17 protein-coding genes, 1 tRNA gene and 2 pseudogenes are annotated in these 22,765 nt (G+C 60.1%); 6 read left to right on the top strand and 14 right to left on the bottom strand.

Annotated elements, in window-relative coordinates; genetic code table 11:
* The first annotated feature begins 4 nt into the window (after positions 1-4).
* The 5 genes from ybgF (at position 5) to nadA (ending at position 3,821) form a co-directional block, all read left to right on the top strand.
* On the top strand, positions 5-844 hold the full coding sequence (ybgF, locus tag ACYZUA_RS25235; protein ID WP_461961051.1) for a tol-pal system protein YbgF: 840 nt from the start codon (positions 5-7) through the stop codon (positions 842-844).
* 166 nt (positions 845-1,010) lie between these two features.
* Entirely contained in the window at positions 1,011-1,658 is a 648-nt protein-coding gene (gene queE / locus ACYZUA_RS25230; RefSeq protein WP_461961050.1) for a 7-carboxy-7-deazaguanine synthase QueE, read from the top strand.
* Between the two features lies 1 nt (position 1,659).
* A complete protein-coding gene (gene queC, locus ACYZUA_RS25225; RefSeq protein ID WP_461961049.1) occupies positions 1,660-2,352 on the top strand; it encodes a 7-cyano-7-deazaguanine synthase QueC in 693 nt (230 codons plus the stop codon).
* A 63-nt stretch (positions 2,353-2,415) separates the two neighbouring features.
* Positions 2,416-2,491 (top strand) — tRNA-Lys (locus ACYZUA_RS25220).
* A gap of 271 nt (positions 2,492-2,762) precedes the next feature.
* Positions 2,763-3,821, top strand: a complete 1,059-nt coding sequence (gene nadA, locus ACYZUA_RS25215; RefSeq protein WP_461961048.1) for a quinolinate synthase NadA — start codon at positions 2,763-2,765, stop codon at positions 3,819-3,821.
* A 135-nt stretch (positions 3,822-3,956) separates the two neighbouring features.
* Here nadA and ACYZUA_RS25210 read toward each other — a convergent pair whose 3' ends face one another.
* The 8 genes from ACYZUA_RS25210 to ACYZUA_RS25175 form a co-directional block, all read right to left on the bottom strand.
* Positions 3,957-4,445, bottom strand: a complete 489-nt coding sequence (locus tag ACYZUA_RS25210) for an RDD family protein (protein WP_461961047.1) — start codon at positions 4,443-4,445, stop codon at positions 3,957-3,959.
* Between the two features lie 96 nt (positions 4,446-4,541).
* Positions 4,542-4,754, bottom strand: a complete 213-nt coding sequence (locus ACYZUA_RS25205) for a cold-shock protein (protein ID WP_003227496.1) — start codon at positions 4,752-4,754, stop codon at positions 4,542-4,544.
* A 388-nt stretch (positions 4,755-5,142) separates the two neighbouring features.
* Complete coding sequence (gcvT, locus tag ACYZUA_RS25200) at positions 5,143-6,267, bottom strand: glycine cleavage system aminomethyltransferase GcvT (RefSeq protein ID WP_008146923.1); 1,125 nt, start codon at positions 6,265-6,267, stop codon at positions 5,143-5,145.
* A gap of 38 nt (positions 6,268-6,305) precedes the next feature.
* Positions 6,306-7,682, bottom strand: a complete 1,377-nt coding sequence (locus ACYZUA_RS25195) for an L-serine ammonia-lyase (RefSeq protein ID WP_461961046.1) — start codon at positions 7,680-7,682, stop codon at positions 6,306-6,308.
* A gap of 183 nt (positions 7,683-7,865) precedes the next feature.
* Positions 7,866-10,718, bottom strand: a complete 2,853-nt coding sequence (gcvP, locus tag ACYZUA_RS25190) for an aminomethyl-transferring glycine dehydrogenase (protein ID WP_461961045.1) — start codon at positions 10,716-10,718, stop codon at positions 7,866-7,868.
* An 11-nt stretch (positions 10,719-10,729) separates the two neighbouring features.
* Positions 10,730-11,113, bottom strand: coding sequence for a glycine cleavage system protein GcvH (gene gcvH / locus ACYZUA_RS25185; RefSeq protein WP_461961044.1), 384 nt, complete (start codon positions 11,111-11,113; stop codon positions 10,730-10,732).
* Positions 11,114-11,573: 460 nt separating this feature from the next.
* The gene (locus tag ACYZUA_RS25180; protein WP_461961043.1) at positions 11,574-13,082 is read right to left on the bottom strand and encodes a sigma-54-dependent transcriptional regulator; all 1,509 of its coding nucleotides are present in this window, start codon (positions 13,080-13,082) and stop codon (positions 11,574-11,576) included.
* A gap of 276 nt (positions 13,083-13,358) precedes the next feature.
* On the bottom strand, positions 13,359-13,724 hold the full coding sequence (locus ACYZUA_RS25175; RefSeq protein WP_461961042.1) for a DUF5064 family protein: 366 nt from the start codon (positions 13,722-13,724) through the stop codon (positions 13,359-13,361).
* A 148-nt stretch (positions 13,725-13,872) separates the two neighbouring features.
* On the opposite strand from ACYZUA_RS25175, the gene ACYZUA_RS25170 reads away from it, so the two are divergent.
* Positions 13,873-14,736, top strand: a complete 864-nt coding sequence (locus tag ACYZUA_RS25170) for a DNA-3-methyladenine glycosylase family protein (protein WP_461961041.1) — start codon at positions 13,873-13,875, stop codon at positions 14,734-14,736.
* 284 nt (positions 14,737-15,020) lie between these two features.
* On the opposite strand, the gene ACYZUA_RS25165 is transcribed toward ACYZUA_RS25170, so the two are convergent.
* The 6 genes and pseudogenes from ACYZUA_RS25165 to ACYZUA_RS25140 all read right to left on the bottom strand — a co-directional run bounded on the left by ACYZUA_RS25165 (position 15,021) and on the right by ACYZUA_RS25140 (position 22,715).
* Complete coding sequence (locus tag ACYZUA_RS25165) at positions 15,021-16,364, bottom strand: CoA transferase (RefSeq protein WP_461961040.1); 1,344 nt, start codon at positions 16,362-16,364, stop codon at positions 15,021-15,023.
* 187 nt (positions 16,365-16,551) lie between these two features.
* Positions 16,552-17,079 (bottom strand): annotated as a pseudogene (locus tag ACYZUA_RS25160) (methyl-accepting chemotaxis protein); the annotation flags it as partial.
* 378 nt (positions 17,080-17,457) lie between these two features.
* Positions 17,458-18,417: pseudogene (locus ACYZUA_RS25155) on the bottom strand (methyl-accepting chemotaxis protein); the annotation flags it as partial.
* Positions 18,418-18,868: 451 nt separating this feature from the next.
* Positions 18,869-19,264: a YbaN family protein gene (locus tag ACYZUA_RS25150; RefSeq protein ID WP_461961039.1), complete on the bottom strand. Its 396-nt coding sequence runs from the start codon at positions 19,262-19,264 to the stop codon at positions 18,869-18,871.
* Between the two features lie 164 nt (positions 19,265-19,428).
* Positions 19,429-20,037 (bottom strand): biliverdin-producing heme oxygenase, encoded by a 609-nt coding sequence (locus ACYZUA_RS25145; protein ID WP_461961038.1) that lies wholly within the window; start codon positions 20,035-20,037, stop codon positions 19,429-19,431.
* 113 nt (positions 20,038-20,150) lie between these two features.
* Positions 20,151-22,715: a TonB-dependent receptor gene (locus ACYZUA_RS25140; protein WP_461961037.1), complete on the bottom strand. Its 2,565-nt coding sequence runs from the start codon at positions 22,713-22,715 to the stop codon at positions 20,151-20,153.
* Positions 22,716-22,765: the final 50 nt, after the last annotated feature.

Here is a 22,765-nt window from a genome sequence, read left to right as displayed (position 1 = left end):
CGTCATGCGAACGTGCCGTCGTGCTGTAACTGTTTTGGCTCTCAGCCTCGCACCGCTTGCGGTGTGGGCTGCGGTTCCTGTGGTCGATAACGACTCCGGCTATACCAATAGCGGGACTAGTAATCCGCCTGCAGGTTACGGTACGAACGGCGCCTATGCCGGGGGAGGGGTTTCGGCCCCTGTCTCGGCACAGGGCGAGCTGTTCAACCAACTGCAATCAATGCAGGAGCAGATCTCGCGCCAACAAGGCATCATCGAAGTTCTGCAAAATGATGTAGCGCGCATGAAGCAAGAGAACCTGGAGCGATATCAGGATCTTGATCGGCGCATAGGAACCGGCGTTGCACCAGCCGCGACTCCTGAGAATTCTTCCTCCGGTGGCAGTTTGAATGCCCCCGGTGCAGCAGCGGGGGCAGCCGCAGGAGCGGCAGCCGCTCAAGCACCCGCCGCGGGTGGCGAGCCGGCTGATCCGGCGAAGGAAAAACTGTATTACGATGCAGCCTTCGACCTGATCAAAGCCAAGGATTTCGACAAGGCCAGCCAGGCTTTTGCCGCTTTCCTGCGCAAATACCCGAACAGCCAGTATGCGGGTAATGCCCAGTACTGGTTGGGCGAAGTGAACCTGGCCAAAGGCGATCTGCAAGGTGCAGGTCAGGCGTTTGCCAAGGTTTCGCAACTGTATCCCAAGCATCCAAAAGTACCTGATTCGCTGTACAAGCTGGCTGATGTAGAGCGTCGCCTTGGTCATCCCGACAAGGTCAAAGGCATTCTGCAACAGGTCGTGTCCCAGTACCCGGGCACTTCCGCCGCTCAGTTGGCCCAGCGTGATCTGCAAAAGATGTAAGGTTGCTTGACCTGTTTCGAAGAAACCCGCGCTTGTCGCGGGTTTTTTCGTTAGAATTCACGCCCTTTTTATGAAACACGCTTTTCGGGATCTGCGCGTTGGCGGGGTTCCTTGAAGTGCCTGACGGAGGCGGACAGCCTGTTTAGCTGTTATGCCCGTGGCGACTATGCAAGACACATTGAGAATCACCGAAGTTTTCTACTCGTTGCAGGGTGAAACGCGGACTGCCGGGCTGCCCACTGTTTTTGTGCGCTTGACCGGTTGCCCATTGCGTTGCCAATATTGCGACAGCGCTTATGCTTTCACTGGCGGCACCATTCGCACGCTCGACGACATCCTCGAGCAAGTGGCCGGTTTTCGTCCGCGTTATGTCTGTGTCACCGGCGGCGAACCGCTGGCACAACCCAACGCTATCCCATTGCTCAAGCAGTTGTGTGACGCCGGTTATGAGGTCTCGCTGGAAACCAGCGGTGCCTTGGATATCTCGGCGATCGATCCACGGGTCAGTCGCGTCGTCGACCTGAAAACCCCGGGTTCGAAAGAAGCCCACCGCAACCGCTACGAGAACATCGAACTGCTCACGCGCAACGATCAGGTGAAGTTCGTCATCTGCTCGCGGGAAGACTACGACTGGGCTGTATCCAAGCTGATTCAGTACGGTCTGGATCAACGTGCGGGTGAAGTCCTGTTCTCGCCAAGTCACCATGACCTTAATGCTCGGGATCTGGCTGACTGGGTGGTGGCGGACAACCTGCCAGTGCGCCTGCAACTGCAGCTGCATAAATATCTTTGGAATGACGAGCCGGGGCGCTGAAATGACTGAACAACTGAACACTACCGAAAAACGTGCAGTCATTCTGCTGTCCGGCGGCCTCGACTCCGCAACCGTTGTGGCCATGGCTCGCGCTGAAGGCTACAGCTGCTACACCATGAGCTTCGATTACGGTCAGCGGTCTCACGCCGAATTGCACGCCGCCGAACGTGTTGCGCGCGACCTGGGTGTAATCGAACACAAGGTGATCGGTCTGAACCTGAACGGTATGGGCGGCTCGGCACTGACTGACAGCAGCATCGACATTCCGGAGGAGCTGGGGGAGGGCATTCCAGTCACTTACGTGCCGGCGCGCAACACGGTATTTTTGTCGCTGGCGTTAGGCTGGGCTGAAGTACTCGGTGCCCGCGACATCTTCATCGGTGTCAACGCGGTGGATTACTCCGGTTACCCGGATTGCCGTCCCGAGTTCATTGAGTCCTTCGAGCGCATGGCCAATTTGGCGACCAAGGCCGGTGTAGAGGGGAATGGTTTCCGCATTCAGGCGCCATTGCAGAACCTGAGCAAGGCGCAGATCGTCCAGGCGGGCGTGAAGCTGGGCGTCGATTATGGTCTGACTGTTTCCTGCTATCAGGCCGACGATAATGGCCGTGCATGCGGCAAATGCGACAGCTGCCGACTGCGTGCAGAAGGCTTCGCGGCGGCCGGAATCAGCGACCCAACACCTTATTTTTGATTTATTTCAAATTAGGTGTTGAATAGTCCTTAAAAATCAGTATTATACGCGCCACCACACAGCGGGTCGTTAGCTCAGTTGGTAGAGCAGTTGGCTTTTAACCAATTGGTCGTAGGTTCGAATCCCACACGACCCACCATTTTTGTAGCAGTTTTAAAAGTCTGGAAGGCCCACGCAAGTGAGGATTTCCGGATTTTTTTTTGCCCGCGATTTGAGCTCGCCCAGTTCCGGGCTGCAACCCGTGACGCAGGTCAGAATCATCTTTTGCATCCACGGGATATTCTGTAGCCTTGCGCAGCTTCAACGTTGTCCGTGCCTGATGATACTCACTCTCCCGGCGGTACCCTGAAGGGTCCAGAGCCGGGTGTATACTCGACTTTCGCGCGAAAGCGCCTGCAGGTCTTGCGAACATGACGCAGATTTCCGAACGCCTTCTGGTTCAAGCCCACCTCGACGCCAAACAGCCCAAACCGCTGACTGCCGAGGAGGAGGCCTATTACCGTACCGCCATCGCTGCCGAGCTCAAGGCTCAGGACGCGGTGCTGGTTGCTCACTTCTATTGCGATCCGGTCATTCAGGCCCTGGCCGAAGAAACCGGTGGTTGCGTCTCCGACTCGCTGGAGATGGCTCGCTTCGGCAGTGCTCACCCGGCCAAAACCGTGGTGGTCGCCGGTGTGAAGTTCATGGGCGAGACCGCCAAAATCCTCAACCCTGAAAAACGCATCCTGATGCCGACCCTGGAAGCGACCTGCTCGCTGGACCTGGGTTGCCCGGTGGACGAGTTCTCGGCGTTCTGCGATCAGCACCCGGAACGTACCGTGGTGGTGTATGCCAACACCTCGGCGGCGGTCAAAGCCCGGGCGGATTGGGTGGTGACGTCAAGCTGCGCGCTGGAGATCGTCGAAAGCCTGATGGATAACGGCGAAACCATTATCTGGGGCCCGGACAAACACCTGGGCACTTACATCCAGCGCCAGACTGGCGCAGACATGCTGCTGTGGGACGGTGCCTGCATCGTTCACGAAGAGTTCAAGTCCAAGCAGCTCGAAGACATGAAAGCGCTGTACCCGGACGCAGCAATTCTGGTGCATCCGGAATCGCCGACGTCGGTGATCGAGTTGGCGGATGCCGTCGGCTCCACCAGTCAGTTGATTGCGGCAGCGCAAAGTCTGCCAAACAAGACCTTTATCGTCGCCACTGATCGCGGCATCTTCTACAAGATGCAGCAGCTGTGCCCGGACAAGGTCTTCATCGAAGCGCCAACGGCCGGTAACGGCGCAGCCTGCCGCAGTTGCGCACATTGCCCGTGGATGGCGATGAATACCCTTGAGCGCACGCTCAAGAGCTTGAAGGAAGGGACTAACGAGATCTTTGTCGATCCTGCGTTGATTCCACAGGCGATTCGGCCGCTCAAGCGCATGCTCGATTTCACACAGGCAGCGCGAATGAAATTGGCCGGCAACGCCTGAGATCTTTCAGATAAGTCACAGAACCTGTGGGAGCGAGCCTGCTCGCGAATAGGGAGTATCAGTCGACATTAATGTTTACTGATACACCGCATTCGCGAGCAGGCTCACTCCCACAGTGGTTTTCGTATGGCTGAACTACTTGGTCTTCTTTGGAATGCGAACAAGCTGAGTATTGGAGTAGATGTCATGCCAGCTGCGTTTCTGTTTGTCGAACAGCGACCAGAAGAAACCCAGCCCGACGCACAGCAAGGACGCGATCGACACCACAAAGCGCAGCAACGCCTGCCACAGGCTGATGGATGAGCCGTCGGCGTTTTGCACGCGTATGCACCAGACCTGCATGCCCAGGGTCTGGCCGGACCAAGTCCAGAACTTGGCGAAGAAGCCGAACAGCACAAACAGCAGCACCGTTGAGAGCAATGGATCGCCGTCCAGCGCGCCGGCTTCGGTCAGGGTGCGCATTTTGTTTTCGCCGAGGATCGCCATCTGGATCATCTTGTAAATGCCGCTGGTGACGATCAGCAGGGCGGTACACAACAAGAAGTCGTAGAACATCGCTGCCAGGCGACGACCCAGGGTGGCGGCGGGAAAGTCGCCCTGGGGTTGGAGCAGGTGTTTCGACATGGCAGCCTCTGGACGGAAAAAAGAAGCCATTTTACGGATTTACGCGCACAAAAAAGCCCCTGATATCAGCATCAGGGGCTTTTTCGTTACAGAAGATCAGGCTTCTGCTTGTACTTCGTCAGCCTGCATGCCTTTCTGGCCTTGCACAGCAACGAAAGTCACTTTCTGGCCTTCTTTCAGGCTCTTGAAGCCGTTGCCCTGAATAGCGCGGAAATGCACGAACAGATCCGGACCGCTTTCTGGAGTGATAAAACCAAAACCTTTCTCGTCGTTAAACCACTTGACGGTACCGCTCTGACGTGTGGACATTTCTTATTCCTTTGACGCAAAAAATTAATGACAGCCTCCTTCTTATGAAAGAGTACTGGGGCTGGTTGCAGGAAAGTAAGAAGACGTCGAACGGGATGTAGCTAACTTGTAGGCTACTGCCCAGGTCACGATTCCAAGCGACCCATGCAAACACAGTGAACAAACTCTACGCCAACTACGGGAGAAAAAACAAGCCCCGTGGAGGGCCCGGATTTGCTCGTGTTGATGCCGTTCGGCGGCAACTAGCGTTGGCTTATGCGATAGAAGTGTTCAATTGTTTTCGATCGTTATAAGTCAAGTTCGTAATCGAAGGCCTGCACTGTTTTATGGCGGTTGCGTTACATTAGTGCGCTGTTAACGCAACCGCGTTACTTATAGAAACAGTCAATCAGCCGCGGTAGTAGCGTTGTGGAACAAATGGCATTTTGCTTACAAGCAAAGGCACCTTTTTCCCACGAACAATCGCCCATACGGGCGTATCGAGCGCGATGTAAGCACTGTCGACGTAACCCATCGCCAAAGGACCACCCAGGGTCGGACCGAAACCACCGCTGCAAACCGCACCAATGATGTCGCCTGCTTCATTGACGATCTCTGCGCCTTCGCGCACCGGCGTGCGTTCCTGAGGCAACAGGCCAACGCGTTTGCGGCTGACCCCGGCTTGTTGCTGTCCGAACACGGTTTCAGCGCCTGGGAAGCCGCCGGCACGTGCGCCATCAGCGCGACGAGGCTTGGAGATGGCCCACAGCAGGCTCGCTTCGATCGGGGTGGTCTCGGTGTTCATGTCATGGCCGTAGAGGCACAGACCGGCTTCCAGGCGCAGGGAGTCGCGAGCGCCAAGGCCGATGGCCGCCACTTCAGGTTCGGCCAGCAGGGCGCGAGCCAGGGCTTCGGCGTTGGCGGCCGGCACGGAGATTTCGTAACCGTCTTCACCGGTGTAGCCCGAACGGCTGACAAAGCAATCCACACCCAGCAGTTTTACGCGGGCGAATTGCATGAAGGTCATCTTCGCCACTTCAGGTGCCAGGCGCGCGAGTACGGTGACGGCAGCCGGACCTTGCAGCGCCAGCAGGGCGCGTTCTTCGAACAGCGGCTCGATGGTGCACTGGTCGCCGATGTGCTTGCGCAGATGCGCCAGGTCCTGGTCCTTGCAGGCGGCGTTGACCACCAGGAACAGTTCGTCGTTACCCAGGTTGGCGACCATCAGGTCGTCGAGGATGCCGCCGGTCTCGTTGGTGAACATCGCGTAACGCTGCATGCCCACCGGCAGGTCGATGATGTCCACCGGCACCAGGCTTTCCAGCGCCTTGGCGGCATTGGCGCCGGTCAAGCGGATCTGGCCCATGTGCGAGACATCGAACAGCCCGGCCTGATCACGGGTGTGCTGGTGTTCTTTCATCACGCCCAGCGGGTATTGCACCGGCATGTCGTAGCCGGCAAACGGCACCATGCGGGCGCCGAGTTCGATGTGCAGTGCGTGCAGCGGGGTTTTCGACAACTGTTCGGTGGACATATTCAGCTCCTGAAAAAGTGTGCGGATGGGTGTAAACATCAGCACTCGATAATGTTGACCGCCAAACCGCCACGGGCGGTTTCCTTGTATTTGCTTTTCATGTCAGCGCCGGTCTGGCGCATGGTGCGGATGACTTTGTCGAGGGAGACGAAGTGCTGACCGTCGCCGCGCAGGGCCATGCGCACCGCATTGATTGCCTTCACCGAGCCCATGGCGTTGCGCTCGATGCAAGGCACTTGCACCAGCCCGCCAATCGGGTCGCAGGTCAGGCCGAGGTTGTGTTCCATGCCGATTTCGGCGGCGTTTTCCACTTGCTGCACGGTGCCGCCGAGGACTTCGCACAAGGCACCGGCGGCCATGGAACAGGCCACGCCGACTTCACCCTGACAGCCGACTTCAGCTCCGGAGATCGAGGCGTTTTCTTTATAGAGAATGCCGATCGCGGCCGCGGTCAGCAGAAAACGTACGACGCCGTCTTCGTTGGCGCCGGGGATGAAGCGCATGTAGTAATGCAAAACAGCCGGGACGATCCCTGCCGCACCGTTAGTGGGAGCCGTCACCACGCGCCCGCCGTTGGCGTTTTCTTCGTTGACAGCCAGTGCGTAGAGGTTGACCCAGTCGAGCACCGACAGCGGATCGCGCAGGGACGATTCCGGATTCTTGCACAGTTGCCGATGCAGCGCGGCCGCCCGACGTTTGACCTTCAAACCACCGGGCAAGATCCCTTCGTTGCGGCAACCGGCGGCGACGCAGTCTTGCATCACTTGCCAGATGTTCAGCAGGCCGGCGCGGGTTTCCGCTTCCGGGCGCCAGGCGCTTTCGTTGGTCAGCATCACCTGGCTGATAGACAAGCCGTAGGTGGCGCAGTGACTGAGCAAGTCCTTGGCGCTTTTGAACGGGAAGGTCAGTGGCGTGGCGTCTTCGACGATGCGGTCGGCGCCGGCGGCGTCTTCATCGACCACAAAACCACCGCCGACCGAGTAGTACTCGCGGCTGCGGATTTGTATGCCTGCCGCATCGAAGGCGCGAAATATCATGCCGTTGGGGTGATAGGCCAACGGTTTGCGGATCATCGCCAAATGTTCTTTCTCATTGAACGCAATGCTGTGTTCGCCGAGCAGGTTCAAGCGACCATTGCCACGAATCTCTTGCAGACGGGCGGCGACGGTTTCTGTGTTCACGGTGTCCGGGTGTTCGCCTTCCAGGCCCAGCAACACAGCCTTGTCGCTGCCGTGGCCTTTACCGGTGGCGCCGAGTGATCCGTAGAGCTCGACTTTGACGCAGGTGGTCGCGGCCAGCAGCCCTTCACGGCGCAAACCTTCGGCGAAACGTGCCGCAGCACGCATCGGGCCGACGGTGTGGGAACTGGAGGGGCCGATGCCAATCTTGAACAGGTCGAACACGCTTAAAGACATGGTTGTTCTCCGGTTTCTTGTTATAGGTGCAACGCGAACCCGTAGGAGCAAAGCTTGCTCGCGATAGCCGTTACGCGGTCTATCTGATGAACCGCGTCATCGTTCATCGCGAGCAAGCTTTGCTCCTACAGGTGTATGCGGTGTTCTTGAAAGAGGGGGCGAGTAAACCGCCCCCTTATTCGTTTAAGCGTAGCTTTCGATCGACGGGCAGGCGCAGATCAGGTTGCGGTCGCCGAACACGTTGTCGACGCGACCGACCGGTGGCCAGTACTTGCCTTCGATCAGCGACGCAACCGGATACACCGCTTGCTCACGACTGTACGGATGCGTCCACTCGCCGACGATTTCCGCCGCGGTGTGCGGGGCGTTTTTCAGCGGGTTGTCGTCCTTGTCCAGGCTGCCGTTTTCCACCGCGCGGATTTCTTCGCGGATGCGGATCATGGCGTCGCAGAAGCGGTCCAGTTCTTCCTTGGATTCGCTTTCGGTCGGCTCGATCATCAGCGTGCCGGCGACCGGGAACGACATGGTTGGGGCGTGGAAGCCGAAGTCGATCAAGCGCTTGGCGACGTCATCGACGCTGATGCCGCTGCTGTCTTTCAATGGGCGCAGATCGAGGATGCATTCGTGCGCCACCAGGCCGTTGCTGCCGGTGTACAGCACCGGGTAGTGCTCTTCGAGGCGACGGGAAATGTAGTTGGCATTGAGGATCGCCAGTTGCGAAGCGCGCTTCAGACCGGCGCCACCCATCATCCGAATGTACATCCAGGTGATCGGCAAAATGCTTGCGCTGCCGAACGGTGCCGCGCAGACCGCGCCTTCCTTGCGCTCCATTTGCGCGTGGCCCGGAAGGAATGGCGTCAGGTGCGACTTGACGCCAATCGGGCCGACGCCCGGGCCGCCACCGCCGTGGGGGATGCAGAAGGTTTTGTGCAGGTTCAGGTGCGACACGTCGCCGCCGAACTTGCCTGGGGCGCAGAGGCCGACCATCGCGTTCATGTTGGCGCCGTCGATGTACACCTGGCCGCCGTGGTCGTGAATGATGCCGCAGATTTCGCGGATGCCTTCTTCGAACACGCCGTGGGTCGACGGGTAGGTGATCATCAATGCCGCGAGGTGTTCGCGGTGCTCGATGGCCTTGGCCCGCAGGTCTTCGATGTCGACGTTGCCGCGGGCATCGCACGCGGTGACGACCACGCGCATGCCGGCCATGTTGGCGGTGGCCGGGTTGGTGCCGTGGGCCGAGGACGGGATCAGGCAGATGTCGCGACGGTCTTCGCCACGGCTCTGGTGGTAGGCGCGAATCGCCAGCAGGCCGGCGTATTCACCCTGGGAACCGGCGTTCGGTTGCAGCGAGATCGCGTCGTACCCGGTGGCGGCGCAGAGCATCGCTTCCAGTTCATCGGTCAGCTGCTGGTACCCGGCGCTTTGCTCGGCCGGGGCGAACGGGTGCAGGGCACCGAACTCGGCCCAGGTCACCGGGATCATTTCGCTGGCGGCGTTGAGTTTCATGGTGCAGGAACCCAGCGGGATCATGGTGCGATCCAGCGCCAGGTCCTTGTCGGCGAGCTTGCGCAGGTAGCGCATCAGCTCGGTTTCCGAATGATAACGGTTGAACACCGGGTGGCTGAGGATCGGCGACTGGCGCACCAATTCGGCCGGGATCGTGCTTTGAACGGTGGCCGCCAATGCGGCGAAGTCCGGCAGGGTTTGGCCGTCGGCCAGCAGGGCCCACAGGGTTTCCACGTCGGCTGGCGAGGTGGTTTCGTCGAGGGACAGGCCCAGACGTTCAGCATCGACGACGCGCAGGTTGATCTGTTGGGCGCGCGCCTTCTCGTGTAATGCGGCGGTTTGCGCGCCGGTCTTGATCGTCAACGTGTCGAAAAAGCTGGTTTGTTCAACTTGCAAACCAAGGGCGCTCAAGCCTTGAGCCAGAATCGCGGTCAGGTGATGCACGCGATTGGCGATCTGGGTCAGGCCTTTCGGGCCGTGGTACACGGCGTACATGCTGGCGATGTTGGCCAGCAAGACCTGCGCGGTGCAGATGTTGCTGGTGGCCTTCTCGCGACGGATATGTTGCTCGCGGGTCTGCATCGCCAGGCGCAGGGCCGGCTTGCCGAAACGGTCCACGGAGACGCCGACCAGACGGCCCGGCATGTCGCGCTTGAACGCATCCTTGGTGGAGAAATACGCCGCATGCGGGCCACCGAAGCCCAGCGGCACGCCGAAACGTTGTGCGCTGCCGATGGCCACGTCGGCGCCGAACTCGCCCGGCGGGGTCAGCACGGTCAGGGCCAGCAGGTCGGCGGCGACCGCCACCAAGGCGTTGGCGGCGTGGAAGCGTTCGGTCAGTGCGCGGTAGTCGAACACGTCACCGTTGCTCGCCGGATATTGCAGCAGGGCGCCGAAGAACGGCGTCACGTCGCTCAGTTCACGCTCGTCGCCCACCACCACGTCGATGCCCAGCGGCTCGGCCCGGGTGCGCAGCACGTCGAGGGTTTGCGGGTGGCAATGCACCGAGGCGAAGAACGCGTGGCTGCCCTTGTTCTTGCTCAGGCGTTTGCAGAAGGTCATGGCTTCGGCGGCGGCAGTGGCTTCGTCCAGCAGCGAGGCGTTGGCGATCGGCAGGCCGGTCAGGTCACTGATCAGGGTCTGGAAGTTCAGCAGCGCTTCGAGACGGCCCTGGGAAATTTCCGGTTGGTACGGGGTGTAGGCGGTGTACCAGGCCGGGTTTTCCAGCAGGTTGCGCAGGATCGGCGACGGCGTGTGGGTGCCGTAGTAGCCCTGGCCGATGTAGGTCTTGAACAGCTGGTTTTTGCCGGCGATGGACTTGATCAAGGCCAGGGCATCGGCTTCGCTCAGGCCGTCTTCGAGGCCGAGGACGCTGGTGCCCTTGATGCTGTCGGGAATGACGCTGGCGCTCAGGGCTTCCAGGGAATCGAAGCCCAGGCTGTTGAGCATGGCTTGCTCGTCGCCGGCACGCGGGCCGATGTGGCGGGCGATGAATTCGTTGGCAGTGGTCAGGCTTACTTGGGTCATGTCAGCGCTCCTCAGGCTTCGGCGTTGGCTTTGATCAGACGGTCGTAGGCGTCTTGATCCAGCAGTTTGGCGACAGCCGATGCATCGGTTGGCTGGAAGCGGAAGAACCAGCCTTCGCCCAGCGGATCTTCGTTGACCAGTTCAGGGCTGCTGTCCAGCGCCGGGTTCACTTCCAGCACTTCACCGTCCAGCGGCATGTACACGCCGCTCGCGGCTTTTACCGATTCCACGGTGGCGGCTTCAGCGCCTTTGTCGTAGGACTGCAGCTCAGGCAGTTGTACGAAAACCACGTCGCCCAGGGCGTTCTGTGCGAAAGCGGTGATGCCGACTGTGACAGTGCCGTCAGTTTCGGTACGCAGCCATTCGTGATCTTCAGTAAAACGCAACTCGCTCATGGAAACTCCTAAGGGGGCCAGACTCGTCTGGTGGACGCGATTGAATGCTTGGGCAAAAGCCCTGCTTTATGAGCGGTTACTAAGCAAAATCGCGGCCAATGTTTTTTTATTGTTAAAAATCAACAATTTATATGTTTATTCGAGGTGCGAGGATTTGCTGGCTGTAGCGAAATCGCTACAGCACGAGGTGGAGAAAAAAGCCTAAGTGGATCAAAGCCTTGCACAGCGGTGATCGGGAAGGGGTGTAGCGATATCGTTCCGCTGTAGCGCTTTCAGTACAGATGGAGGTCGTTTTTGAGCGCGGTTTAACGTTCAACATAGAATCCTGTAGGAGCCGAGCTTGCTCGCGATGGCGGTATGTCAGTCAACATTGATTTCGACTGATACCCCGCCATCGCGAGCAAGCTCGGCTCCTACAGGGTTCTATGGTGTTAGGTGGATTGTGTTTCAGCCGCAAGGCTCACGGCTTATTGGGAATGCCGTACTTGCGCAACCGATGGGCAATCGCCGTGTGAGAGGTTTGCAGGCGGCTGGCCAGTTGGCGGGTCGAGGGGTAGCTGACGTAGAGTTTTTCCAGCAGGGTTTTTTCGAACTCTTCCATTGCCTGTTCGAGGCTATCGACGTCGCTGTCACTCTGACGCGCCACGGAGGTGCCTGCGATATCGAGGTCGCCAATGTCCACCAGGCTGCTTTCGCAAATGGCGGCGGCGCGGAAAATCACGTTCTGCAGTTGCCGCACATTGCCTGGCCAGCGATTGCCCAGCAGGGCCGGATAGGTGCCGGGCGCCAGACGGCAGACCGGGCGCTGAATCTGCGCGCAGGCCTGCTGCATGAAGTAGCGGGCCAGCAGCAAGATGTCCTGGCCGCGTTCGCGCAGGGGCGGGACTTCGACGTTGAGGACGTTGAGGCGATAGAAGAGGTCTTCACGGAACGAGCCTTCGCTGACCATTTTTTCCAGATCGCGGTGCGTGGCGCTGAGGATCCGCACGTTGACCTTCACCTCACGATCCCCGCCCACCCGGCGGAAGCTGCCGTCGTTCAAGAAGCGCAGCAATTTTGCCTGCAAGTACGGCGACATCTCGCCGATCTCATCGAGAAACACCGTGCCCTGGTTGGCCAGTTCCATCAGCCCCGGTTTGCCGCCCCGTTGTGCGCCGGTGAAGGCGCCGGGGGCGTAGCCGAACAGTTCGCTTTCGGCGAGGTTCTCCGGCAATGCCGCGCAGTTCAGCGCCAAAAATGGCGAACTGTGCCGAGCGCTGATGGCGTGGCAGGCACGGGCCACCAGTTCTTTGCCAGTGCCGGTCTCGCCCTGGATCAACAACGGCGCATCAAGGGCCGCAACACGTTGGGCGCGGGCCTTGAGGGTACGAATCGCCGGGGACTCACCGAGCATCGCATCGAAACCTTCGGCATGGTCGTGGTGCAGCGCCGACAGGCGTTCGCCGATGCGGTTGGGTTGATACAGGGTCAGCAGGGCGCCGGCATCGGTAATCGGTGTGGCGTCCAGCAGCAACGTCTGGCCGTTGACGGTGACTTCCCGCAGCGGCAGGCGGAAGCCGTTTTCCAGCAGGGCTTCGAGCAGTGCGGGGTCGGCGAACAGGTCGGCGATGCTTTCGCCGTCAGGTTCGCGACCATACAACGCAATCAGTGCCGGGTTGGCCAGCAGCACCTTGCCGGCACTGTCCAGCGCCAAAACCGGGTCGGTCATGGCCGCGAGCAACGCATCAAGCTGCAGGTGCCGACGCTGGCCGGGAAGAATGTCGACCACCGTCACCGCTTGCACACCGCGCACGCTGAACAACGCATCGCGCAGCTCTTCGAGGACTTCCGGGCTCAGGGTCGGGGCGTCGATGTAGACGTTGGGCGGAACCATTTCCACCGCATCCAGATTGAGATTGCGCCCACCGAGCAGGGCCAGGACTTCCTGGGTAATGCCGACGCGGTCGATGAAGCTGACGTGGATACGCATGGGGCGTTTTTTGGGTTCTGGAGTGCGGAGGGTGGCAAGTATGCCTTGGAGGAGGGCTGGGGTGAAATATTGAGATTTATGGTGGATTTGAAAGGCACCCCTCACCCCAGCCCTCTCCCCAGTGGGGAGAGGGGGAAAAGGGGGCAGATTGGGGGCTTTTCAAAACCTGCGTTCGACTTGATATCTCAGGTCGATGTAACTCGAAAGAACAACTCGGTCAGTCCACTCGCCCCCTTGGGGCGGTCCGACGTTTCGGGAGGGTTAGGTGAGGGGGGCTCAGATTCGATCCAGATGTTCAGGTTTGACCGGGTCGCCGGATTTGACGTCGAGCTGCGCCCGCACATCTTCAAACATGGCGTCGTACTCCTTGTGTATCGAGCCGATACTGGCCTCTTTGGGCATCCCGTACTTCTGCGCGATGCGCGTGGCATGGCGGGCGAAGTCGAAGGCCTGATCCTTGGGCAGGAAGAATTCTTCCTTCAGATCCTTGTCCCCAACCGTGCCATGCATCTTGAACAGCATGCCTTCGCCTTCCTTGGGATCCTGGCTGAGTGCATATTCGATGTGCAGGTTGTAACCGTAATCGTCCTTGGTCAGCGCGTGGCGCTCGATGTGCAGGTGACCGGGCTCGAACATAGCCATTTAGCGTTTCTCCTTCAAAAAGGTATTGAATCAGGGCAGACCTCAGGCCTGCCCTCGGAGTTTCTTTTATTGATAGCTTATCCGGGTGTCGTCGTGTCCGAGAGTGGACCGATCACCGCGACTTTTCCAGTCTGTAATCGGAGGCGTTATGAAGGTGCTGCTGGAGTACTCACCGCCCTATGACTGGTCGGCGATGCTGGGGTTCTTGTCGGCGCGGGCGATTGTCGGAATCGAGGTTGTGGTTGATGGCGTTTACTCGCGCAGCATCGGGTTGAATGGTGTTCACGGCACGTTTTCGATCAAGCCCGCAGCGCCGGATGCACTTGAAGTGACACTGGATTTTCCTGATTCAACGGCGGTGCCAGAGATCATCGCGCGGCTGCGGCGGATGTTTGATGTGGATGCGGACCTGGCAACGATTCATCGGCAACTGGCAGTTGATCCCTTGATGGCGCGTTTGATTGCCGAACGTCCGGGGTTGCGGGTGCCGGGGGCGTGGGATGGTCTGGAGTTGGCGATTCGTGCGGTGTTGGGACAGCAGATCAGCGTGGGCGCGGCGATTAAACTGGCGGGGAAACTGGTGGCGCAGCATGGCGAGCCGTTGGCTTCGTCGTTGCCCGGCGTGACCCATGTGTTTCCTCAGGCTGCCGCTCTGGCGTTGGTGGATCTGTCAACGTTGGGGATGCCGAAAAGCCGTGGTCGAACCCTGTCGGGTGTGGCTCAGGCGTTGCTCGATGATCCTTTATTGTTTGAGCCAGATCGGGAGGACGGCGTTGCGCGGCTGCTGGCGTTGCACGGAATCGGTGACTGGACGGCGCAATACATTGCTTTGCGGCAGTTGCGCGATCCGGATGCGTTTCCAAGCGGGGATGTGGGGTTGATCAATGCGCTGAAGGCGCTAGAAGGTGAGGCGGTGACGGCTCGGCAATTGTTGCAGCGTGCTGAAGCGTGGCGACCTTATCGAGGCTATGCGGCGCAGGTGCTTTGGACTTCTTTGAATAGGGTTGATTGATGAGGATGTGATCGGCTTGAAATCGACCCCTCACCCCAGCCCTCTCCCCACGGGGGAGAGGGGAAAGGGAGCCGATCTTCATGCTTTTCAAAACCTGAGTTCGACTTGATTTCTCAGGTCGATGTACCTCCAAAAACACGTCGGTCAGTCCCCTCTCCCCACGGGGGAGAGGGGGAAAGGGAGCCGATCTTCATGCTTTTCAAACCTGAGTTCGACTCGATTTCTCAGGTCGATGTACCTCCAGGAACAACTCGGTCAGTCCCCTCTACCCCCTGGGGAGAGGGTTAGGGTGAGGGGTGGATCCACTGCGCACGATGCGCTCCCAATTCAGAAGCCGGAAGTGTCCACTGCAAAGGCGTCCCCGTAATCTTCAGTGGCACATGAAGTCGATGCGCCGGTCCCCAGGGCGTCTGCTCAACCAACAGCCCTTGATCGTTGGCATCCTCCGTCCGCAACGGCTCATCTGCTCCCGGGCCGTTTTCAATCAGCAACTTCGCCGTACGCGCCAACGACAGCCGCGCCGATCCGCTACGCCCCAACAATCGAATCGCACTGGCCGCCATCAAATACCCGGTGGCATGATCGAGCGCTTGCAAGGGCAATGGCGTCGGTTTGTCCGCGCGTTTTCGCTGCATACCGGCGTCGGCGATTCCGCTGCTCATTTGCACCAGGCTGTCGAAGCCGCGGCGGTTCTGCCACGGGCCGCTCCAACCGTAGGCATTGAGGCTGACGTCGATCAGGCCGGGCGCCAGTTTCTGGCGTTCGGCGACGCCGTAACCCAGGCGTTCCAGTGCGTCGGCGCGGTAGCCGTGGAGCAGGATGTCAGCGTCCTTGAGCAGGCTTTCGAACACTGCGCGATCAGTCTTGTCGTGAAGGTCCAGGCGCGCGCAGCGTTTGCCCAAGGTGACTTCCGGCACCACGCCGGGTTCGTTCCAGGTCGGTGGGTCGATGCGCAAGACGTCGGCGCCGAGGCCTGCCAGGAAACGGCTGGCGATCGGTCCGGCGAGCACTCGAGTCAAATCCAGCACCTTGATTCCGGCCAACGGTTGCGCCACCGAGCCTCGCCATGGTTTCGCGTTCTGGCGGCTGTTTTCAGCAAACTGAATCAGTGGCTCGGCGTTCACAGCCTGACCTTGAGGGTGCGCCTGCCATTGCGCCCAGCTACGCATCTCGGCAGCGCAGCCACCGGCATCAACCACGGCTTGCTCCAGATCACTTTTGGTCCATTGAGCAACCTTGCTCGCCATCGCTGCACGGTCGGCACAGGTGCCCAGAACAGTTTCGGCAGCGGCGCGGTGATGGGGCGCGTTGGTGTGCAGGCGGATCCATCCGTCTTTGGCCGCGTAGTCACCGGCGACGGGGTCCCAGAGCGGTGGGACGCTCCAGCCTATCGGGCGGATAGAAGTGGCGAACCAAAAGGAGGCCAGGCGCCGGTCGACCTCAAGGCTGGGTAAGCGACCGGTTTGTTGCTGCAACCATTCGCTGACAGCCTGGCCGGCAGCGGCAATGCTGGCGCACGCCAGGTCGGTGACGGCAAACGCCGAGGGCAGGGCGCCGCTCGAGGTGAACTTGACCTGGGTGTGAGGCAAGCCGAGTGCGGCTTGAATGGACGTGAGTAAATCAGTCATCGAAGGCCCTCCGGAACGAGAGCCCGAGCATAGATCAAATTAGATGACAGGTCGGATGAAACCTGTGGGAGCGACGGTGCGACGATTCGACCTGCTCGCGAAGGCGGTGTGTCAGGCAACATCTCTGTTGGATGTGACATCGCCTTCGCGAGCAGGCTCGCTCCCACAGGGGATTTAAGGTGCTTTTTTACACCCGAAACTGATCCATCAATTTCATCTGGTGGGTGGTCAGCGAGTTGAGATGGCTGCTGATCTGCGCCGATTCGGTGGCCTGGCCGGTCAGGGTTTCGGTGACGGTGCGGATCGCCGAGACGTTGCGGTTGACCTCTTCGGCCACGGCGCTTTGCTGTTCGGCGGCGCTGGCGATTTGCAGGTTCATGTCGCTGATGACCGTCACCGCGTCGCTGATTTTGCTCAAGGCCTGCACCGCTTGCTGAATCTGCCCGGCGTTGCTGTGGGCCTGGGTCTGGCTCGAATGCATGGTCGCCACCACGCCGCGAGTACCGGTCTGGATGCGCTCGATCACGATGCGGATTTCTTCGACCGAATCTTGCGTACGTTTGGCCAGGTTGCGTACTTCATCGGCGACCACTGCAAACCCGCGTCCGCTCTCGCCGGCACGCGCCGCTTCAATCGCCGCGTTGAGCGCCAGCAGGTTGGTTTGTTCGGCGATGCTGCGAATTACTTCCAGCACCGAGCCGATCTGCTCGCTGTTGACCGCCAGTGCTTCGACTTCGGTCACTGCCTTACTGACTTCGTCGGCCAATTGATTGATGTCGCGGGTGCTGCGTTCGATGATCTGCATGCCGTCGCGGGCCGACTGATCGGCACCCTTGGCCGCGTTAGCCGCGTTCGACGCACTGTTGGCGACGTCGTGGGCGGTGGCGCTCATTTCGTTGGACGCGGTGGCGACCTGGTCGATTTCGCGGAACTGCACCTGCATGCCTTCGCTGGTCTGGCGGGCGATTTCCGAAGACTGGTCGGCGGTGCCGCGTGCGTCGGTGATGCTCTGCTTGATCTGCGCGATGGTCGGTTGCAGCTTGTCGAGGAAACGGTTGAACCAGCTCACCAGTTCGCCCAGCTCGTCTTTCTTGCTGTAGTGCAGACGCTGCGTCAGGTCGCCGTCGCCGCTGGCAATTGCCTTGAGCATCTCGGCCACGCTGTTGATCGGCCGGGTCACGCCGGACGCCGTGAGCCAGATCAGCAACAGCCCGACCAGGCCGGCAATCACCGCCACCAACACGGCTTTGATCGTGCCGCTTTGCTGGGCGTCGTCGAGTACGGTTTGCAGCTTCACCGAGTCGGCCAGCAGCACTTGTTTAGGAAGGTCGATCACCACGCCCCAGGCCTTGGACTCGGCAATCGGACTGACCGGGTACACCGCACGGATCAGGTCGCCCTGTTCGAGAATCTTTGGCGTGCCAGCGCTGAGCAATTGCAGAACGTCCTTGCCGTCTGCGCCCAGGGTGTCGCCGATGCTTTTGCCGACCTTACTCGCGTCCACGCTGTAACCGGCGAGTACGCCGCTGCCGGAGACGATCAGCATGTGCCCGGCGCTGTTGAACAGGGCACGTTGGGAGTCGACCGCCGCGGCTTGCAGCGCGTCGAGGGCGATGTCCACACCGACCACGCCGATGGATTTGCCATCCACCAGCAGCGGTACGGAAATGGTGGTCATCAGCATTTCCTTGCCGGCGACGGTATCGGCATACGGGTCGAGCAGGCAGGTGCGCTTGCTGTCGCGAGGGCAGGTGTACCAGCTGTTATAGGGGGTGCCGCTGACGCTCAAGGTGGTTTTGGTCATGTCGTCTTCGACCATGATCGTGTTGATCCCGACACCGCCGGCACGGCTCCAGTAGCTGGCGAAACGACCGGCTTCGTTGGACTGGCGAGCCGCATCGTTGGCGAATTCGCTGTCCTTGCCGTCGAGGCCATTGGGCTCGAATGCCAGCCAGATGCCGAGCACTTTGCTGTTGCGTTCGAAGGCGGTTTTCAGGCTCTGGTTCAACTCTTCACGCAGGGCACCGGCATCAAGGGAGCGCGTGCTCGCCATGTTGCGCATGTCCTTGATCTGATCGGCCAGGGCGGTCACCACCAACAGGCTTTCACCGAAGGTTTTCTGCACCCGCACCGCTTGCTCGGCGGCCTTGGCCTGGAGCAGGTTCTGCACGCTGGCAGTGAGCATCTTGCTGCTGGAAGCGCTGACCAGTTCATCGTTCTGATCGGTCTGGTAGATGTTCATGCCGACGATCAGGACGACCACGCCCAGCAGGCACAGACCGGACAGCAGGACGATTTTCAGGCGGATGGAGAGAGAGTCGAACATAGGACGAGCTCGCGAATGGATGAGGTGTTGGCTGTGAGTCGGGATCGACCCAGTTCGCCAAGTCCATTCAGCGCCATTTAATACACATCGGCGTGGGCGGAGGTTGCATGAATGCGAAGCCGACGAACGGTAGCAGGTGAACGTTTGCGCAGGAAAATGCCCTGAAAAGGGCAGAAATTCAGCAGATTGTCGGCAACGATTCCGGCCGCGACCAGATCCACAGATTGCCCATGGTCATGCCGGCAATCGCCAGATAGATCGGCCAGCCATGATCGAGCATCACCAGCATCAACCCGGCGCACAGCACCATGCTGACGGTGGCGCTGACTTTGGCTCGGCGGGCGATGATTTTGCCGTTGCGCCAGTTGCGCAGGATGGAACCGAACAGCCGATGGTTTTCCAGCCAGGCGCTCAGGCGCGGCGAACTTTTAGTCGCGGCCCAGGCGGCCAGCAGGATGAACTCGGTGGTCGGCAGGCCCGGTACGACGATGGCGATCAGACCGATGCCCAGGCTGATGTAGGCCAGGAGACCGAAGAGGATTCGGGCGAGTTTTGAGGAGGAAAGGTGAGGCATTGGGCTCAAGTTGCGCGACTAAGGCTTGTTCGGGATCGTGGAGGCGCACTCGGTCCCTTGTAGGAGTGAGCCTGCTCGCGATAGCGGTGGGTCGGGCGGCAATGATGTCCACTGACACTCCGTCATCGCGAGCAGGCTCACTCCTACAGGGGGGATGTGTTACTTCAGGCGAGTTCGGGGGTGGAGGCGTAGGCCTGTTCCAGCAGCACGGTGAAGCGGTTGAACGCGTCGATAGCGCCTTTATCCAGCTCGGCTTCTTCTTGTGCGTTGAGTTTCAGCCCGTCGAGGGTTTTGACGAAGCGCTTCCAGCCTTCAGCGCGGCCACCGGCCGGTTCACCGAGATGACGAGCGCCGAAGGTTTCGCTTAACCCAAGACCCACGGCTCGCTTGATCAGGAACGCCGCGCCAAGTTTCGAACCTTCCGAAACGAACAGCCAACCCAGCGCCTCTGCTTTGGTTGGGTTCTTCACCGCACCGGCGACGGGTGCTGGAACTTCAGTTGCCAGGTCAGCCAGGTCAGCTTTGGCCGCTTCAGCACGGCAGCGATCTGGCAGGTCCGGGACAATGGCGGTCAATTCGGCATCGTTGTACAGCGACACCAGTTCCGACTGAAACAAATACTGAGCCACCACGAAACGCGCGAAGTTGGCCTGGGTTTCGAACGGTGCGTGGGCTTTGACCAAGGCATCCAGCTTGGTGTGAGGCTCGTTTGTGATCTGGTTCAAACGTTGCGAACGCAGAGCTACGAGTTGAGCAGTGTCCTGAGTGGTCATGAGAAGTCCTTGAGTAAAAGAGGCGCTTGGTAACGAGACGAATAAGAAGGCGCCTGACAGTAAAAAAACCTCACTGCGCCACTTCTATAAAGCAGCGCAGTGAGGTGGCAGGGTCAGATATCCCAGACCAGATTGATCGCGAAGTTGCGACCCGGTTGGGTCAGGCGATCGAGGTTGGCCGGTTGGGTGACCGAGGCTTCGCCGACGCTGTCGTAACCGCGCACGTCATCCCACTGCCAGTACTTCTTGTTGGTCAGGTTGTACAAACCGGCGTTGACGGTTACGTCGTCGGTCACCTTGTAGAATCCGGCCAGGTCGAGCACGCCATAGCCCGGGGTCTTGAACTGGGTGCTGGTGCCGTCCGGAGTTTTGAAGCTGGTGCTGTCGACGCGGGTTTTGCGCTTGACCACTGTCCAGCTCAACAGGGCGCCGTAGTTGTCCTGGTCGTAACCCAGACCGAACACGCCAGTCAGCGGGTTGATGCTGTTCAGCGGCTGGCCGTTGTCATCGTTACGGCCATACAGGTAGGCCACCGAGCCTTGGGTGTAGAGACCGGTCGGGGCGCCGAAGCTGTCGAGGTTCAGGCGACCCTTCAGCTCCAGGCCTTTGATGGTGGCGTGCGCGATGTTGTTGCTCTGGAAGGTGGTCTCGGTGTAGCCGGGCGTGATGGCGTTCTCGTCGATGAAGTCGCGGTATTTGTTGTAGAACACCGCCACATCGAAAGTGCCTGCCTCGAACTGGCCGCGCAGGCCGGTTTCATAGCTCTTGCTCTTTTCCGGTTCCAGGTCGGGATTTGGCGCGACCTGATAACCGCCGGCCAGGTTTTCAAAGCGACCGTACAGCGCCTTGGCGGTCGGCGTGCGGAAGCCTTCTGCGTACTGGCCATACCAGGTGTAGTGGTCGTTGAAACTATAGGTGGTGCCGAATTTTGGCGACAGACGATGCCAGGTCTTCGTCTTGTCACTCACCACGCCGTTGCCGCTCTGGTCGGCGGTGACCAGGAACTCGTCTGTGATGTGCGGCTTGAGTTCGGTGTAGTCGTAGCGTGCGCCGGGCAGGAACGTCCAGTTGCCCCAGCTGATCTGATCCTGGGCGAACAGGCTGTAGCTGTTGATGGTCGGGTCCGGGAAGTCGCTGGCGGGTTTCAGGGTATCGGCGGCGCTGGCGGCACCGATGACCCGGCAAGCGCCGGCCACGGTCAGGCAGGTGCCGCTACCGGTGCGCAGGCCGGTGACTTTGTCCTGTTTAATGGTGGTGCCATAGGTGACGCGATGGTCGGTGTCGGCGATGGCAAACGACTTGTCAGCCTGGGCATCGAACACCCATTGGCGATCCTTGTAGGTGGTATCGCGGTTGCGCAGCACCGTGCGCGACGGCGCGTAGATTTCTTCGGTGCTCTGGTCGGTCTTGGCGATCTGGTAATTCAGCGTCCACTTGATGTTGTCAGCCAGGACGCTGTCCAGGCCGAAGCTGTGTTCCAGGCCGAAGCGTTCGCGGGTGACGGTGTCGTTGCCGGTACGGGATTTATAGAAGCCGAAACCGCGTCCTGCGTTGAACGGACCGCCCACTGCGCTCAGTTGGTTGGTGTCGCGGTCATCCTTGTAGTGCTCGTAAGTCAGGCCGAAGCGCGCATCGTCGGCGTAATCCCAGCCCAGTTTGGCCAGCACGTTGGTGGTGCGCACGTCCTCGGGGTTGGCCTCGGTGCGGTTCAGGCCGGTGCCGCCGGTTTCGCCGTAGGACTCTGTTTCATGACCATTGCGCTGACTCAAGTGCAACAGGCCGTCGAAGTCGCCGGTGCGACCGGCCACCGTGCCGGAGGTCAACCAGCTGTCGTCGGCCGAGCTGTAGCCGGTTTTCAGGCGTGCGCCGACATCCTTGCCCGGTTTGATGATGTCGTCCGGGTCCAGCGTGTAGTAGCTGACCGCGCCGCCGATGGCGTTGCTGCCGTAAAGCACGGATGCCGGGCCGCGCAGAATCTCGACGCGCTTGACGATTTCGGGGTCGACGTAGTTGCGGTTGGTCTGCGCGTAAGGGCCGTTGAAGAAGCTGTCGGGCACCTGCACGCCGTCGATCTGGGTCAGTACGCGGTCGCCGTCGATACCGCGGATGTTGTAGCCCGTGAGACCGGCGCGTTGACCGGCGCCGCCCACCGAAACACCGGGCTCGTAGCGCACCAGATCCTTGATGGTATTGACGTTGTTGCGGTCCAGCTCTTCGCGGGTGTGGACGGTGACAGTGCTCGGCACGCTGTTCACGTCCTGTTCCTGGCGGGTGGCGCTAATGGTCACTTGGTCCAGGTTGAGCGCGTTACTGTTGCTGCGCTTCTCCAGCACGATGTTGTTGGTGCTCAGTTTGCGATAGCTCAGGTTGGTCCCCACCAACAGGCGATCGAGGGCTTTCTCTGGCGGCAGCGAACCCCGTACGCCCGGCGAGGCCACGCCTTCCGCCAGTTCTGCCGGCAAGCCGACTTGCCATCCGGTCACGGCGGTAAAGGCATTGAGCGCCGAGACCAGCGACTGCTGAGGGATGGCGAACGCGTAATCGCCCATGTTACGGGTCGGTTGCTCTGCAGCGGTGGCGGCGCAGAGCTGCGCGCTGCCGGCCATCAGGATGGCAGCGGTCAGCAGCGACAGCACGCGAGAAGGTGAAGAAGGTTGGCGGGTAAGGCGAGAGGACATCGATAGCGCTCCGTGTCGCACGAATCTTTATAGGTGCTGATCCGAATCAG

The organism is Pseudomonas sp. LS2P72, from assembly GCF_054897865.1.
The sequence above is the reverse complement of the archived record's forward strand: the minus strand, read 5'-3'. Positions and strand labels throughout refer to the sequence as shown.

Coding starts and splice junctions, on each gene's coding strand:
- ybgF (WP_461961051.1), top strand. CDS start 5: ATGCGAACGTGCCGTCGTGCTGTAACTGTTTTGGCTCTCAGCCTCGCA.
- queE (WP_461961050.1), top strand. CDS start 1,011: ATGCAAGACACATTGAGAATCACCGAAGTTTTCTACTCGTTGCAGGGT.
- queC (WP_461961049.1), top strand. CDS start 1,660: ATGACTGAACAACTGAACACTACCGAAAAACGTGCAGTCATTCTGCTG.
- nadA (WP_461961048.1), top strand. CDS start 2,763: ATGACGCAGATTTCCGAACGCCTTCTGGTTCAAGCCCACCTCGACGCC.
- ACYZUA_RS25210 (WP_461961047.1), bottom strand. CDS start 4,445: ATGTCGAAACACCTGCTCCAACCCCAGGGCGACTTTCCCGCCGCCACC.
- ACYZUA_RS25205 (WP_003227496.1), bottom strand. CDS start 4,754: ATGTCCACACGTCAGAGCGGTACCGTCAAGTGGTTTAACGACGAGAAA.
- gcvT (WP_008146923.1), bottom strand. CDS start 6,267: ATGTCCACCGAACAGTTGTCGAAAACCCCGCTGCACGCACTGCACATC.
- ACYZUA_RS25195 (WP_461961046.1), bottom strand. CDS start 7,682: ATGTCTTTAAGCGTGTTCGACCTGTTCAAGATTGGCATCGGCCCCTCC.
- gcvP (WP_461961045.1), bottom strand. CDS start 10,718: ATGACCCAAGTAAGCCTGACCACTGCCAACGAATTCATCGCCCGCCAC.
- gcvH (WP_461961044.1), bottom strand. CDS start 11,113: ATGAGCGAGTTGCGTTTTACTGAAGATCACGAATGGCTGCGTACCGAA.
- ACYZUA_RS25180 (WP_461961043.1), bottom strand. CDS start 13,082: ATGCGTATCCACGTCAGCTTCATCGACCGCGTCGGCATTACCCAGGAA.
- ACYZUA_RS25175 (WP_461961042.1), bottom strand. CDS start 13,724: ATGGCTATGTTCGAGCCCGGTCACCTGCACATCGAGCGCCACGCGCTG.
- ACYZUA_RS25170 (WP_461961041.1), top strand. CDS start 13,873: ATGAAGGTGCTGCTGGAGTACTCACCGCCCTATGACTGGTCGGCGATG.
- ACYZUA_RS25165 (WP_461961040.1), bottom strand. CDS start 16,364: ATGACTGATTTACTCACGTCCATTCAAGCCGCACTCGGCTTGCCTCAC.
- ACYZUA_RS25150 (WP_461961039.1), bottom strand. CDS start 19,264: ATGCCTCACCTTTCCTCCTCAAAACTCGCCCGAATCCTCTTCGGTCTC.
- ACYZUA_RS25145 (WP_461961038.1), bottom strand. CDS start 20,037: ATGACCACTCAGGACACTGCTCAACTCGTAGCTCTGCGTTCGCAACGT.
- ACYZUA_RS25140 (WP_461961037.1), bottom strand. CDS start 22,715: ATGTCCTCTCGCCTTACCCGCCAACCTTCTTCACCTTCTCGCGTGCTG.